Origin of the sequence: Iodobacter violaceini, from assembly GCF_011601265.1 — a bacterium.
GTDB classification, from domain to species: Bacteria; Pseudomonadota; Gammaproteobacteria; order Burkholderiales; family Chitinibacteraceae; genus Iodobacter; species Iodobacter violaceini.
The window spans coordinates 301,831-315,512 of sequence record NZ_JAAOLX010000006.1; the positions used below are offsets into that span (position 1 = coordinate 301,831).

Here is a 13,682-nt window from a genome sequence, read left to right on the forward strand (position 1 = left end):
CTATTCGCCTTAAAAATCCATGAAATCTGTCTCAAGCCGGTCTTTCCCTCGCTACGATCGCTTAAGTCCGACAGGCTGCCAGGGCGGGTGAAGCCCGCCATTTTGCTGGGTGACTTAAGGGCTAAATAATGAAAATTCTGGCGATTGCCAATCAAAAAGGCGGAGTAGGTAAGACCACTACAGCCGTTAATTTGGCTGCAAGTCTGGCGCATCTTGGCAGAAAAGTGCTGCTGGTTGATCTGGACCCGCAGGGCAATGCCACCATGGGCGTGGGGATAGATAAGGCAAAATTAAGCAGCTCGGTTTATAACCTTTTGCTGGCCGCTACACCGATTCAGGATATTATTTTGCGCTCAGAATCTGCGGGCATTGATGTGCTGCCAGCTAATCGCAATCTGGCGGGCGCTGAAGTTGAACTGGTCAATCAGGAGCACAGAGAGTCGCGGCTGAAAGATGCTTTAGCGCAAGTTGCTGATCAGTACGATTACATTATTTTAGATTGTCCGCCCGCGCTGACTTTACTTACGCTGAATGGCCTTGTGGCTGCGGATGCGGTATTGATTCCGATGCAGTGTGAGTATTACGCGCTGGAAGGCCTGTCTGATCTGGTGAATACACTGAAGCGCGTAAAGCAGTCGATGAATCGTAAAATTGAAATCGAAGGCCTCTTGCGAACTATGTTTGATCCGCGCTCAACTTTGGCCCAGCAAGTGTCAGATCAGCTCATTAAGCATTACACCAGTAAACTTTACCATACGGTTATACCACGCAATATTCGTCTGGCTGAGGCGCCTTCATATGGTCGCCCAATCTTGTCCTACGACAAAAACTCCAAAGGTGCACTGGCGTATCTTCAGCTTGCCGAAGAGTTGCTGGCTCGTCACAACCTGCTTGAAGAGACTCCCACAGCATGAAAATGAAAGGACTTGGACGCGGTTTAGATGCGCTGATGGGGGATAGTCAGGATTCCTTGCAAAATTTGCCGATTGTTTCTCTGCAGCCGGGTAAGTATCAGCCCCGCTTGCAGATGGATGAAACGGCTTTAGAGGAACTTGCTGATTCGATTCGAGCCCAAGGGCTGATGCAGCCCGTTCTGGTACGGCCAATCGGGCTGGACAAGTACGAAATCATTGCAGGGGAGCGCCGCTGGCGTGCATCGATTAAAGCTGGCTTAGTAGAAATACCCGCATTAGTGCGTGAAATTGCCGATGAAGCTGCTTTGGCAATGGCCCTGATTGAAAATATCCAGCGTGAAAATTTAAACCCGCTTGAAGAAGCATTAGGCATTTCGCGCCTGATCGAAGAATTTGGCATGACGCATGAAGCGGCAGCCACTGCAGTAGGTAAATCACGCGCCAGCGTTTCAAACTTATTAAGACTATTAAGTTTGTCCGAGCCACTGCGGAAGATGCTAATGGCCGATCAGCTGAGTATGGGGCATGCTCGCGCCCTGTTGCCTTTGGATGATTTATTGCAGCTGGATACGGCAAGGATGGTCATTCTGAAGGGCTTGTCGGTCAGAGAAACCGAGGCTTTGGTCAAAAAACAACAAGAAGCTGTGCCAGAAAAGCCAGTAAAGCAAGCAGACCCACGGCTTTCTGAATTAGCCGCAGAATTATCAACAAGGGTAGGTGCCAGGGTGTCTATTAAGGCCGGAAAGCAGGGAAGTGGCCGGATTACAATCGAATACAACAGCCCGGAACAATTGGATGGCTTGCTTAGCAAGATGTAACAAAGTTCTGACTAGAATGCACCAAGTTTGGCGAAAGCTTATCCCGCCAATACTCTTGCACAAATTGAATGACAAGTAAATTTTACTAAAAAGATCAATAGGTAAAATTGACGCAACACAAATCAGGTCAGTATAATCGCGGGGTTTTTCCCCAGTGGTGAAGTAATGATCGGGAAAGCACAGGTTCGGGGCATCATCCGGCTAAAGATTGGAATCGCCATCAGTACGGCTCTCCTCCTCTTCTTGATCTTGGGACAAAATCCGGCAATTTCAAGTTTACTGGGCGGATTTATTGCGGTGATGGGCAGTGTTTTATACGCAGCCATTGCATATCGCATTGAATTCGCTCCGCCAGCAGTACTTCTCAAGCAGCACTTTGCTGCAGAAATGTGCAAGTTGGTTTGTACACTCGTCGCTTTTGCGGCGTTGTTCATTTTGTACCGAAAGGCAGATTGGCCATGGACGTTTGTGGGTTATCTTGCCACCACCAGTGCCTTTTGGTTTGGGCTTTTGATAAAATTTGACGGCAAAAAATAACATGACTGAACATCACGCACCCGCTAACGCTACCGAGTATATCCAGCACCATTTGTCCTTTAATCAGGCCGCCAATGGTTTTCACCTGGATACATTCTGGGTGGCTCTTGTTTTAGGCTTCCTGTTTGTCGGTATTTTCGCATTTGCCGCACGTAAAGCGACCGCTGGCGTGCCAGGCCCCTTGCAAAATTTCGTAGAAATGATCGTTGAGATGGTGGATACCCAGATCAAAGATGCATTCCACGGTAAATCAAAAGTAATTGGCCCATTTAGCCTGACGATTTTCTGCTGGGTGTTTTTGATGAACGCCATGGACTTCTTGCCAGTTGATCTCTTGCCTTGGATTGGTTTACACGTATTTGGTATTGAGAAGCTGCGCGTTGTGCCTACGGCTGACGTAAATCAGACTTTTGCAATGTCATTGTCTGTATTGCTGATGATTATTGGCTTCTCCATCAAGTCTAAAGGCTTGGCAGGCTGGTTAACAGAACTGGTTACCGCACCGTTTCATGCTGAAGGCCTTGTTGCCAAGATTTTGCTTTCCCCATTCAATCTGATGATGCAACTGGTTGAATTGATTGCAAAACCAATTTCTTTATCTCTGCGTTTGTTCGGCAATATGTATGCCGGTGAGCTGATCTTTATTCTGATCGCACTGCTGCCATTCTGGGCGCAGTGGGTTCTGGGCGCGCCATGGGCGATCTTCCACATCCTGGTGGTTACCCTGCAAGCCTTTGTATTTATGATGTTGTCTATCGTTTATCTCAGCCTTGCGGTTGAAGATCATTAATTTATTCGGCCAGCCCAGGCTGGCCGCTATAAGTGTTTTGCTTTCCCCTTGTTTTACCCAACCTTCCTCTTGGAGATATTAGAAATGGTTGCACCAGAAGTAATTGCTAGCGTTCAAGGCATGACTGTAATCGCTGCCGCGATCATCATCGGTTTAGCTGCTATCGGCACTGCACTTGGTTTTGCTCTGCTTGGCGGTAAGTTCTTAGAATCTGCTGCACGTCAGCCAGAAATGATCCCGGTTCTGCAAACTAAGCTGTTCATTATTGCTGGTCTGTTAGATGCTATCTCGATGATCGGCGTTGGTGTTGCTATGCTTTACACATTCAACAACCCGTTCCTGACTCCGCTGCTGAGCCTCGTTGCTAAGTAATCTAGCCCGTCTTTTAGGAGGACATCAGCGTGGATATTAATCTGTCGCTTTTTGGCCAAATGATCACATTTGCGATCTTGGTCATCTTCACGATGAAATTCGTGTGGCCTCCGCTGACCCAGATTATGGACGAGCGTGCTAAGCGTATCGCCGACGGTTTAGCTTCTGCTGATCGTGCCAAGCAAGATCTTGAACTGGCCGAGAAAGCAGCGGCTGACAAGCTTCGCGAAGCAAAGCAGCACGCAGCCGAAATCATTGCGCAAGCTGAAAAGCGTGGCGCGCAATTGGTTGAAGAAGCCAAGGGCCATGCAAAGGCAGAGGGCGAACGCCTTGTTGCCGGCGCTCAAGCGGAAATTGACCAGCAAATTCAACAGGTAAAAGAAGCCTTGCGTCAGCAGGTTGCAGGTTTGGTACTACAAGGTACTGAACAAATTCTGCGCCGCGAAGTTGATGCAAATGCCCATGCCGAGTTGTTAGCATCCATCAAAGCGGAACTGTAAGAGCGTCATGGCAGAACTCATTACCGTCGCAAGACCCTACGCCGTAGCTATTTTTCGTCTGGCCAAAGAAACCGGCACCTTACCTTTATGGTCTGATGTGCTGGCTCAGCTCGCCCTGATTGCAGGCAACGAGCTGGCGCTGGAAGTAGTAGCTAATCCAAAGTTTTCCGTGGCTCAGGTTAAGGAGCTGTTGCTTGGATTATTGGGTGGTCAGCAAAGCGCTGAAGTACAAAACTTCATCGATGCTGTACTTGAAAATCGCCGCTTCACCGTCCTACCGGCGGTGGCAGAGCTATTTGAAGAGTACAAGGCAGCAGATGCAGGCGAAGTTGAAGCCAGCATCGAATCTGCTTTTGCTTTGACCGATACCCAGGTTGCTGAATTATCCGCAACTTTATCCCAACAGCTGCACCGCAAGGTCACGGCCCAAGTCAGCGTTAACCCGGAACTCATCGGGGGCGTGAAGGTGACGGTAGGTGATCTGGTCGTAGACGCATCTGTCCGCGGCAAGCTAACCGCTCTCGCCTCGAGCCTGAAGAGTTAGGAGAAATCATGCAACTTAATCCGTCCGAAATCAGTGAACTGATTAAAGCTCGGATCCAGAATTTATCGACTGCAGCAGAAACACGTACCACAGGTACTGTAGTTTCCGTAACAGACGGTATCGTTCGTGTGCACGGCCTGTCAGAGGCTATGCAGGGCGAAATGCTGGAATTCCCGGGTAATACCTTCGGTCTTGCGCTCAACTTAGAGCGTGATTCCGTTGGTGCCGTTGTGCTTGGTGATTACAAGCACATTCAAGAAGGCGACGAAGTCAAATGTACCGGCCGTATTCTGGAAGTTCCAGTCGGCCGTGAATTGATTGGTCGTGTTGTTAACTCTCTTGGCCAGCCTATCGACGGTAAAGGCCCATTGGGTACAACAGAATCTGCACCAATCGAAAAAATTGCGCCGGGCGTTATTGCCCGCCAATCTGTGTCGCAACCACTGCAAACCGGTATCAAGTCTATTGATACTATGGTGCCAGTAGGTCGTGGTCAGCGCGAGCTGATCATTGGTGACCGTCAGACCGGTAAAACTGCCGTTGCTCTGGACGCGATCATCAACCAGAAAGGCACAGGCGTGACATGTATTTATGTTGCGATTGGCCAAAAAGCTTCTTCGATTGCCAACGTAGTGCGCAAGCTGGAAGAGCACGGCGCGATGGGTCACACCATTGTGGTTGCTGCTGCTGCTTCTGAAGCTGCTGCTCTGCAATACATCGCTGCATACTCCGGTTGCACGATGGGTGAATACTTCCGCGACCGCGGCGAAGACGCTCTGATCGTTTATGACGATTTGTCCAAGCAAGCTGTAGCTTACCGTCAAATCTCCCTGTTACTGCGCCGTCCTCCGGGCCGTGAAGCGTACCCGGGCGATGTGTTCTACCTGCACTCGCGTCTGCTGGAACGTGCTTCCCGCATCAACGAAGCAGAAGTAGAAAAACTGACTAACGGTGCAGTGAAAGGTAAGACCGGTTCTTTAACCGCTCTGCCTATCATTGAAACCCAGGCAGGTGACGTTTCTGCATTCGTTCCAACTAACGTGATTTCGATTACTGACGGTCAGATTTTCCTGGAAACTGACTTGTTCAACGCGGGTATTCGCCCGGCGATGAATGCTGGTATTTCGGTTTCTCGTGTTGGTGGTGCAGCGCAGACCAAAGTGATTAAAAAGCTCGGTGGTGGTGTACGTCTGGCTCTGGCTCAGTATCGTGAACTGGCTGCGTTTGCGCAGTTCGCTTCTGATCTGGACGAAGCAACACGTAAGCAACTTGAGCGCGGCAAGATGGTTACAGAACTGATGAAACAGGCTCAATACAGCCCGTTGAAAGTGTCTGAGCTGTCGATCACGCTGCTGCTGATCAACAAAGGTGTGTTTGATGACATCAAAGTTGAAAAAGCACTGGCGTTTGAAGCTGCATTCTTGGCTGACCTCAAGGCTAACCACGCAGACGTACTGGCTCGTATCGAAGACAAGGGTGACCTGGCTTCTGATGACGAAAAAGTGATCGTTAAAGCAGTGGAAGGCTTCAAGGCCAGCGCCGCGTATTGATTTGATACGTTGAGACAAGGATCAAATCATGGCAAGCGGTAAAGAAATTCGGACAAAGATCAAGAGCGTAAAAAATACGCAAAAGATCACCCGTGCTATGGAAATGGTTGCGACATCAAAAATGCGCAAGGCTCAGGAACGCATGAAAGCGGCACGCCCTTACGGTGAAAAAATCCGTAATGTGGCTGCCCACCTGAGCGCTGCCTTTGTTGATTACACGCATCCTTATTTGCAAAAGCGCGACGTTGTTAAGCGTGCGGGCCTGATTACGATTACTTCAGACAAGGGGCTGTGTGGTGGTTTAAACACCAACTCCCTGCGTCTGGCCGTGAACCGTATGAAGGATTGGCATCAGGACGGCGTAGAAACCTCTGTAACCGCAATCGGTAACAAAGGTATCGGGTTTATGAACCGTTACGGCGCAAAGGTTTTATCCTCTGCGCACGGACTCGGCGATACCCCGCACCTTGAGCAGCTGATTGGCCCGATCAAAGTCATGATCGACGCCTTTGTTGCTGGTGAAGTAGACGAAGTACACCTCGTTTACACCCGCTTCGTGAATACCATGAAGCAAGAGCCAGTGATTGAACAGCTGCTGCCGTTATCAGACAACGCATTTGGCGAGCCTAAAAAAGGCTACAACTGGGAATACCTGTTTGAGCCGGATGCGAAGACTGTGATCGACGAATTAATGAGCCGTTACATTGAGGCACTGGTTTACCAGGCCGTAGCGGAAAACATTTCTTCTGAGCAAGCGGCCCGTATGGTGGCGATGAAAGCGGCGACTGATAACGCAGACAATGTGATCGGCGATCTGCAGCTCCTTTACAACAAAACCCGTCAAGCAGCGATTACGAAGGAACTCTCCGAAATCGTTTCTGGCGCGGCAGCGGTGTAAGGCCCTGACGCACAACGGATTAACTGGGATTTAGGAATAACGATGAGCCAAGGTAAAATCGTACAAATCATTGGCCCGGTTGTTGACGTGGAATTCCCACACGACAGCCTGCCCAAGGTGTATGACGCAATCAAGCTCGACGCAACCGACCTGACGCTGGAAGTACAGCAACAGCTCGGTGATGGCGTAGTGCGTGCGATTGCAATGGGTACTACTGACGGCCTGAAGCGCGGCATGTTGGTGAGCGGTACTGGCGCACCGATTTCGGTGCCAGTAGGTAACGCTACACTGGGCCGCATCATGGATGTGCTCGGTAACCCGATTGATGAAGCCGGTGAAGTGAAAAGCGAAAGCAAGCGCGCTATTCACCAACTTGCACCTAAGTTCGATGAACTGAACCAATCTATTGATCTGTTAGAAACAGGTATCAAGGTTATTGACTTGATTTGCCCGTTTGCTAAGGGTGGTAAGGTTGGTCTGTTCGGCGGTGCGGGTGTGGGTAAGACCGTTAACATGATGGAACTGATCAACAACATCGCTAAAGCTCACTCGGGTCTGTCCGTGTTTGCTGGTGTAGGTGAGCGTACCCGTGAAGGTAACGACTTCTACCACGAAATGAAGGACTCTAACGTTCTTGATAAAGTGGCGATGGTTTACGGTCAGATGAACGAGCCACCAGGCAACCGTCTGCGCGTAGCGCTGACTGGTCTGACTATGGCCGAGCACTTCCGTGATGAAGGTCGTGACATTCTGTTCTTCGTAGATAACATCTACCGCTACACACTGGCTGGTACTGAAGTATCTGCTCTCTTGGGCCGTATGCCTTCTGCCGTGGGTTATCAACCTACTCTGGCTGAAGAAATGGGTGCTCTGCAAGAGCGTATTACTTCGACCAAGACAGGTTCGATCACTTCGATTCAGGCCGTTTACGTGCCTGCGGATGACTTGACCGATCCTTCGCCAGCAACAACATTTGCTCACTTGGACGCAACCGTTGTTCTTTCGCGTGACATCGCCTCCCTGGGTATCTACCCTGCGGTTGATCCACTCGATTCAACATCGCGTCAGCTTGATCCGCAAGTTGTGGGTGAAGAGCATTACGCTGTTGCCCGTGGTGTGCAGCAAACACTGCAAAAGTACAAAGAACTGCAGGATATTATTGCGATTCTGGGTATGGATGAATTGTCTCCTGAAGACAAATTGTCGGTATCCCGCGCACGTAAGATCCAACGTTTCTTGTCACAGCCTTTCCATGTGGCCGAAGTATTTACTGGTTCCCCAGGCAAATACGTGCCACTGAAAGAAACCCTCAAGGGCTTCAAGGGCATTCTTAATGGCGATTACGACCATCTTCCGGAGCAAGCCTTCTACATGGTAGGCAGCATCGAAGAAGCGGTTGAAAAAGCCAAGACCATGCAATAAGGATTAGTGCCATGGCAATGACAATGCATGTGGACGTGGTAAGCGCAGAAGCACTGATTTACTCCGGCGTGGCTGAGTTTATCTCGGCACCTGCCGAAAAAGGTGAAATTGGTATTCTGCCGCGTCACGCCCCACTACTCACTCGTGTGAGGCCCGGAGCGGTGCGCATCAAAGTTGCCAATAGCGATGAAGAAGTGATTCTTTATGTTTCAGGCGGCATGTTAGAAGTGCAGCCTCATGTGGTTACTGTGCTGGCAGATACTGCCATCCGCGGTAAAGACATCGACGAAGCCAAGGCGCTGGACGCCAAACGCCGCGCCGAAGAAGCATTAAAGAACCACGGTTCATCGATGGACTTTGCGATGGCTCAGGCCGAGCTGGTGGAAGCGGTAGCAAAACTTGCCGTGATCGACAAGCTCAAAAAGCGTGGTCACTAAGCTTTAGTGTGGTGATAAAAAAGGCAGCTTCGGCTGCCTTTTTTACGTTTGAAGATTAAGTCAGCAGCTGAGTCCCCGCTGTGAGCAAGCTGGTTTTTGGCAAGCACTGTTTAAAATCGTTTAATTTTAAAAAATGCCAGCATCGTTTGCACCTGGCGGGCCTGATTGCTCAGTTGTTCAGCTGTGGCAGACAGCTGCTCAGATGCAGCTGCGTTGGTTGCTACGCGCTGTGATACTTCGCCAATATTCTGGTTGATCAGCTCAAGCTCATGGCTTTGTTCGTGGCTGTTGGCGGCGATTTCCTGAACCAGGTCGGCGGTTTTTCTAATGGATGGCTCTATTTTGTTGAGCTGTTCGCCAGCGGTTTCAGCAAGCTGTACGCTGCTCTGGGATAAGTCGCCAATCTCTTGCGCGGCCAGCTGGCAGCGCTCTGCCAGCTTTCTGACTTCAGCCGCGACCACAGCAAAGCTTTTACCATTTGCGCCTGCCCGGGCCGCTTCAATGGCTGCATTTAAGGCCAGTAAATTAGTTTGATAGGCAATATCGTCAATGATTTGAATCTCCTTAGCAATTTTTCGCATGGCTAAGGTGGTTTTTTGTACCGACTCACAACCGCTGCGCGCATCCAGCGTGGATTGACGTGCCATCGAGTCGGTAATGTGTGCGGTATGCGTGTTCTGGCTGGTATGAATACTGAGGTTATCAATCGATATGCTGCTTTCTCTCAGGATGTCGGCATTGATGCTGGTGTTCTTGCAGACTAGTTGTGCGGCACTTGCTACTTCTGAAGATGAGCTGTAAGTCTCCTCTGTTGCATTTCTCAGGGCGATAACAATAGAGCTTAGTTTTTCTACCATCTGGCGCATGGCAAATAAGAGGCTGTTTTGATCTTTGGCGTGCACCAGCACATCCAGGCTAAGATCGCCGGCAGCCACCTGCCGGGCTACAGCAACTGCATAGGCTGGCTCGCCACCCAGCTGCCGCAGAATTTGCTGCGTACTTAGCCAGACGGCAGCAAGGCTGATTAAAAAACCACCAAGGGCAGTAATAAGCACGGTCCAAAAAGTGTTCTTACCCCTTATATCGATCTGCTTGCGGGCGATTGCAATATCGTTTTCTTCCAGTTTCACTAACTGGCTAAGATGGCTCATTGCTGTTTTATAAGCATGGTAGGCATCCCCATTTATGAGCGCATAGGCCTCAGTGGGTTGCCCCATCCGTGTCAGCTTAAAGGCTTCTTTATCAATTTTCTCAAATTGCAGAAGCTGGCTTTGTGCCTGATTGATGATCGCTCTGCGGCTGGTGTCTTGTTCGATGGCATATAAACTCTTTAAAGCGTCTCGTCCTTTATCCAGATTTAACTGAAATTGTTTTTCCGCCGCATCTTCCATTTGCGTCGTCCAGGCATGGATTTGATTACGGTCGTCGGTGGTGGTGCTCGTGATGTAAAACGCGGCCTGATTAGCCAGAAATACTCTGCGGGCGTTTTCATCTAAAGCATAAGATGCAAGCCCGCTGATCGATGCTATAGCGTGCAGCGCGAGTAATACAATGCCCAGGGTAACCAATGTAAGTAATCCTGCAGGCAGCATTATTTTCCAGATAATTTTAAGATCCCGCATTGCCAGTTGTCTCAATTTATTCCCTGAATACAGATTAGCTGGCGTCTGGCTTACCTGCTGTTATACCTTGCTTAAACACGTATGTGGCTTAGCTGACTGGTGCCAGGGTTCAAAGCAATTGCACTTGTTATCCAAGCTGGCATGATAAGTATTCTTACCTACAGAGATCCTATTTCAATGAGCCAAACCGCCTACCAAGCTGTTGTTGCAACGTTTACCCGTATTTATCGTTATGAGCATCTGGGCTCGCTGGCAGGCTGGGATCAGGCTGCCATGATGCCTGCAAAAGGCAATGATGCACGCGGTGCGGCGATGGCCGAGCTGGGTGTGCTGATTCATAACACGCTGACCGATCCGGCATTAGCAGAGCTGATCAAGGCTGCAGAGGCTGAAGATCTAAGCACGGCAGAGCAAGCCAGCTTGCGCGAGATTAAACGCCAGTGGGAACATGCCAATTTATTGCCCGCCAGCCTGGTAGAGGCCAAAACGCTTGTGGGATCGCACTGCTCGCATGAGTGGCGTACACAGCGGCAGAATAATGACTGGCAGGGTTTTTTGGCTAATTTCCGTGAAGTTGTGCGCTTATCCCGCGAAGAAGCGCAGCTTTTGGCGAAAGAAACAGGTCTTTCGCCTTACGAATCGCTGTTAAATAAATACGAGCCTGGTATGAGCTGTGCTGAGCTCGACCGTATTTTTGGCGATGTGAAAAGCTGGCTGCCAGGGCTGATTCGTCAGGCCATGGAAAAGCAGGGCACAGAGCAGCTGATTGCTGCAACGGGCCCGTTTGCCGTTGAAAAACAACGTGCGCTTGGTTTGGATGTCATGGCTTTACTGGGTTTTGATTTTGAAGCTGGCCGCCTTGATGTATCGAATCACCCCTTCTGCGGCGGTGTGCCCGAAGACGTGCGTATCACTACCCGCTATCGCGAAGATGATTTTATGCAAAGCATGATGGGCATCGTGCATGAAACTGGCCACGCCCGTTATGAGCAAAGTCTGCCGCGCGAAACGGTTGCCCTGCCGGTAGGGCGCGCCCGCTCTATGGGCATACATGAAAGCCAGAGTTTGTCGTTTGAAATGCAATTAGGCCGCAATCCGGCATTTTTAGCCCTGATCAGCCCGCTGGTTAAAAAGCATCTGGGTGATCAGCCCGCATTTGAGGCGGCCAATCTGGCTAAAATGTACACCCGTGTGCACCCGGGTTTTATTCGTGTGGACGCCGACGAGCTGACTTACCCGGCCCATGTGATTTTGCGTTACGAAATTGAGCGCGCCCTGATTGATGGCGAAATCGAAGCTGATGATGTGCCAGCCCTGTGGGATGAAAAAATGCAGGCCTATCTGGGCGTGGATACCAAGGGCAATTTTAAAAATGGCTGCCTGCAGGATATCCACTGGACGGATGGCATGATTGGTTATTTCCCAAGCTACACACTGGGCGCAATGTATGCAGCGCAATATTTTGCGACGATTCGTAAATTGCACCCAGATCTGGACGAGCGTATTGCCGCCGGTGATTTGGCACCGATATTTAATTGGCTGAACGCCAATATCTGGAGCCAGGCCAGCCAGTGGGAAACGGGTGAACTGGTCAGCCGTGCCACAGGCGAGGCGCTGAACCCGGCACATTTCCGCAAGCATTTAGAACAGCGGTATCTGGCTTAATAAAAGGCAGGGAAATTCAGGGCGGGTTAGCCGGTTTTTGGGCCCGACCCGCCATCGCAAGGCGATACAGGTCAGTATGACTTTTTATCCGGAGTGGTGCAGAGTAGCTAATCAATTAAATGCCATATTCTTCACCCTCTCTGCATTGTTCACATTACATTTAGCCGCTGGTTTGTAGCGTAAAAAGGGTTAAAATAATGTCTTTTAGCTTACCAGGTCTTGTCGCATGAGCGCTTTGCTTGATGTTGTTGTCCTCGCTGCCGGCCAGGGCAAGCGTATGTATTCCAAAATGCCTAAGGTTTTGCATCGGCTGGCGGGGAAACCCTTGCTGGGGCATGTGCTGGATACGGCAAGACAGTTGCAGCCCGGTAAACTGGTTGTGGTTTATGGCCATGGTGGCAAGCAGGTACAGGAAGAATTACTCGGCAGCACTGATCTGGCTTGGGCGCATCAGGCCGAGCAGCTGGGCACGGGCCACGCGCTGGCGCAGGCTTTGCCACATTTACAGGGTGAAACCACGCTGATGTTGTATGGCGATGTGCCTTTAACCCGCTTAGCCACACTGCAAGCGCTGTTAGCAGCCAGCAGCCAGGGGAAGTTAGGGATTCTGACGGATATTCTGGACGATGCCACGGGCTATGGCCGCATAGTCCGCGATGCTGCGGGCAAGGTAACGTGCATTATTGAGCAAAAAGACGCCAGCCCTGAGCAAGCGGCAATTAAAGAAATGAACACAGGCATTCTGGCGTTGCCCACAGCAAAACTGGCGGGCTGGCTTTCCGAGCTTAAAAATGACAATGCACAGGGCGAATATTACGCCACCGATCTGATCGCCCTGGCGGTGCGTGATGGCGTTGAAGTGGCCACCGTGCATCCTCAGGATCACTGGGAAGCCGAAGGCATTAATAATAAGGTGCAACTGGCCCAGCTGGAGCGCATTCATCAGACGGAGATTGCGCAGTCACTGTTATTGTCTGGCGTTAGCCTGATTGATCCGGCCCGTATCGATGTACGCGGCACGCTGCGTCATGGCATGGATGTGGTTATCGATGTGAATTGTGTGTTTGAAGGTGATGTTGTTCTGGGCGACAACGTAAGCATCGGCGCAAATTGTGTTTTAAAGAATGTAACGATCAATGATGACACCATCATTCATCCTTTCAGCCATCTGGAAGACGCTGTAGCAGGTAAGGGCAATCTGATTGGCCCGTTTGCCCGTTTGCGCCCCGGTGCCGAGCTGGCTGACGATGTGCATATCGGCAACTTCGTTGAAATCAAAAAAGCCACCATCGGCAAAGGCTCAAAAGTAAATCATCTGAGCTATATCGGCGACACCACCATGGGCAGCAAGGTGAATGTGGGCGCGGGTACGATTACGGCTAATTACGATGGCGTGAATAAATTCCGTACCGTGATTGAAGACGAAGTGCGTATTGGCTCGAATAATGTGCTGGTTGCACCCGTTACCATCGGTGAAGGTGCAACTACTGGCGCAGGATCGGTGATTGGCAAGAACGCACCGGCTGGCGAGCTGACCGTAGCGCGGGCCAAGCAGGTAACGATTTATGGCTGGCAGCGGCCAGTAAAGAAGTAAGGGGTCAGATGTGAAAGGC

The 13,682-nt window shown here is 50.4% G+C and carries 14 protein-coding genes; 13 read left to right on the forward strand and 1 reads right to left on the reverse strand.

Going from position 1 to position 13,682, the window contains the following annotated elements:
• Positions 1–128 precede the first annotated feature (128 nt).
• The 11 genes from HA050_RS13625 to HA050_RS13675 all read left to right on the forward strand — a co-directional run bounded on the left by HA050_RS13625 (position 129) and on the right by HA050_RS13675 (position 8,782).
• Entirely contained in the window at positions 129–914 is a 786-nt protein-coding gene (locus HA050_RS13625; protein ID WP_205836428.1) for a ParA family protein, read from the forward strand.
• On the forward strand, positions 911–1,732 hold the full coding sequence (locus tag HA050_RS13630; protein ID WP_166827129.1) for a ParB/RepB/Spo0J family partition protein: 822 nt from the start codon (positions 911–913) through the stop codon (positions 1,730–1,732). Before HA050_RS13625 ends, HA050_RS13630 begins: the two co-directional genes overlap by 4 nt.
• Before the next feature lie 165 nt (positions 1,733–1,897).
• On the forward strand, positions 1,898–2,269 hold the full coding sequence (locus tag HA050_RS13635) for an ATP synthase subunit I (protein ID WP_115228604.1): 372 nt from the start codon (positions 1,898–1,900) through the stop codon (positions 2,267–2,269).
• Position 2,270: 1 nt separating this feature from the next.
• The gene (gene atpB / locus HA050_RS13640; RefSeq protein WP_166827133.1) at positions 2,271–3,059 is read left to right on the forward strand and encodes a F0F1 ATP synthase subunit A; all 789 of its coding nucleotides are present in this window, start codon (positions 2,271–2,273) and stop codon (positions 3,057–3,059) included.
• An 84-nt stretch (positions 3,060–3,143) separates the two neighbouring features.
• Complete coding sequence (gene atpE, locus HA050_RS13645; RefSeq protein WP_099396737.1) at positions 3,144–3,431, forward strand: F0F1 ATP synthase subunit C; 288 nt, start codon at positions 3,144–3,146, stop codon at positions 3,429–3,431.
• A gap of 29 nt (positions 3,432–3,460) precedes the next feature.
• On the forward strand, positions 3,461–3,931 hold the full coding sequence (locus tag HA050_RS13650; protein WP_099396736.1) for a F0F1 ATP synthase subunit B: 471 nt from the start codon (positions 3,461–3,463) through the stop codon (positions 3,929–3,931).
• A gap of 7 nt (positions 3,932–3,938) precedes the next feature.
• On the forward strand, positions 3,939–4,475 hold the full coding sequence (locus HA050_RS13655) for a F0F1 ATP synthase subunit delta (protein WP_099396735.1): 537 nt from the start codon (positions 3,939–3,941) through the stop codon (positions 4,473–4,475).
• A gap of 8 nt (positions 4,476–4,483) precedes the next feature.
• Positions 4,484–6,025, forward strand: a complete 1,542-nt coding sequence (atpA, locus tag HA050_RS13660; protein ID WP_099396734.1) for a F0F1 ATP synthase subunit alpha — start codon at positions 4,484–4,486, stop codon at positions 6,023–6,025.
• A gap of 28 nt (positions 6,026–6,053) precedes the next feature.
• On the forward strand, positions 6,054–6,923 hold the full coding sequence (gene atpG, locus HA050_RS13665) for a F0F1 ATP synthase subunit gamma (RefSeq protein WP_099396733.1): 870 nt from the start codon (positions 6,054–6,056) through the stop codon (positions 6,921–6,923).
• Positions 6,924–6,965: 42 nt separating this feature from the next.
• Entirely contained in the window at positions 6,966–8,345 is a 1,380-nt protein-coding gene (gene atpD, locus HA050_RS13670; protein WP_166827136.1) for a F0F1 ATP synthase subunit beta, read from the forward strand.
• A gap of 11 nt (positions 8,346–8,356) precedes the next feature.
• Complete coding sequence (locus HA050_RS13675; RefSeq protein ID WP_099396731.1) at positions 8,357–8,782, forward strand: F0F1 ATP synthase subunit epsilon; 426 nt, start codon at positions 8,357–8,359, stop codon at positions 8,780–8,782.
• A gap of 110 nt (positions 8,783–8,892) precedes the next feature.
• On the opposite strand, the gene HA050_RS13680 is transcribed toward HA050_RS13675, so the two are convergent.
• A complete protein-coding gene (locus HA050_RS13680) occupies positions 8,893–10,404 on the reverse strand; it encodes a methyl-accepting chemotaxis protein (RefSeq protein WP_166827138.1) in 1,512 nt (503 codons plus the stop codon).
• Positions 10,405–10,581: 177 nt separating this feature from the next.
• Here HA050_RS13680 and HA050_RS13685 point away from each other — a divergent pair, with 177 nt between their 5' ends.
• Positions 10,582–12,069, forward strand: a complete 1,488-nt coding sequence (locus tag HA050_RS13685; RefSeq protein ID WP_166827141.1) for a carboxypeptidase M32 — start codon at positions 10,582–10,584, stop codon at positions 12,067–12,069.
• Positions 12,070–12,295: 226 nt separating this feature from the next.
• A complete protein-coding gene (gene glmU, locus HA050_RS13690) occupies positions 12,296–13,663 on the forward strand; it encodes a bifunctional UDP-N-acetylglucosamine diphosphorylase/glucosamine-1-phosphate N-acetyltransferase GlmU (protein ID WP_166827142.1) in 1,368 nt (455 codons plus the stop codon).
• Positions 13,664–13,682 lie beyond the last annotated feature (19 nt).

Coding starts and splice junctions, on each gene's coding strand:
- HA050_RS13625 (WP_205836428.1), top strand. CDS start 129: ATGAAAATTCTGGCGATTGCCAATCAAAAAGGCGGAGTAGGTAAGACC.
- HA050_RS13630 (WP_166827129.1), top strand. CDS start 911: ATGAAAATGAAAGGACTTGGACGCGGTTTAGATGCGCTGATGGGGGAT.
- HA050_RS13635 (WP_115228604.1), top strand. CDS start 1,898: ATGATCGGGAAAGCACAGGTTCGGGGCATCATCCGGCTAAAGATTGGA.
- atpB (WP_166827133.1), top strand. CDS start 2,271: ATGACTGAACATCACGCACCCGCTAACGCTACCGAGTATATCCAGCAC.
- atpE (WP_099396737.1), top strand. CDS start 3,144: ATGGTTGCACCAGAAGTAATTGCTAGCGTTCAAGGCATGACTGTAATC.
- HA050_RS13655 (WP_099396735.1), top strand. CDS start 3,939: ATGGCAGAACTCATTACCGTCGCAAGACCCTACGCCGTAGCTATTTTT.
- atpA (WP_099396734.1), top strand. CDS start 4,484: ATGCAACTTAATCCGTCCGAAATCAGTGAACTGATTAAAGCTCGGATC.
- atpG (WP_099396733.1), top strand. CDS start 6,054: ATGGCAAGCGGTAAAGAAATTCGGACAAAGATCAAGAGCGTAAAAAAT.
- atpD (WP_166827136.1), top strand. CDS start 6,966: ATGAGCCAAGGTAAAATCGTACAAATCATTGGCCCGGTTGTTGACGTG.
- HA050_RS13675 (WP_099396731.1), top strand. CDS start 8,357: ATGGCAATGACAATGCATGTGGACGTGGTAAGCGCAGAAGCACTGATT.
- HA050_RS13680 (WP_166827138.1), bottom strand. CDS start 10,404: ATGCGGGATCTTAAAATTATCTGGAAAATAATGCTGCCTGCAGGATTA.
- HA050_RS13685 (WP_166827141.1), top strand. CDS start 10,582: ATGAGCCAAACCGCCTACCAAGCTGTTGTTGCAACGTTTACCCGTATT.
- glmU (WP_166827142.1), top strand. CDS start 12,296: ATGAGCGCTTTGCTTGATGTTGTTGTCCTCGCTGCCGGCCAGGGCAAG.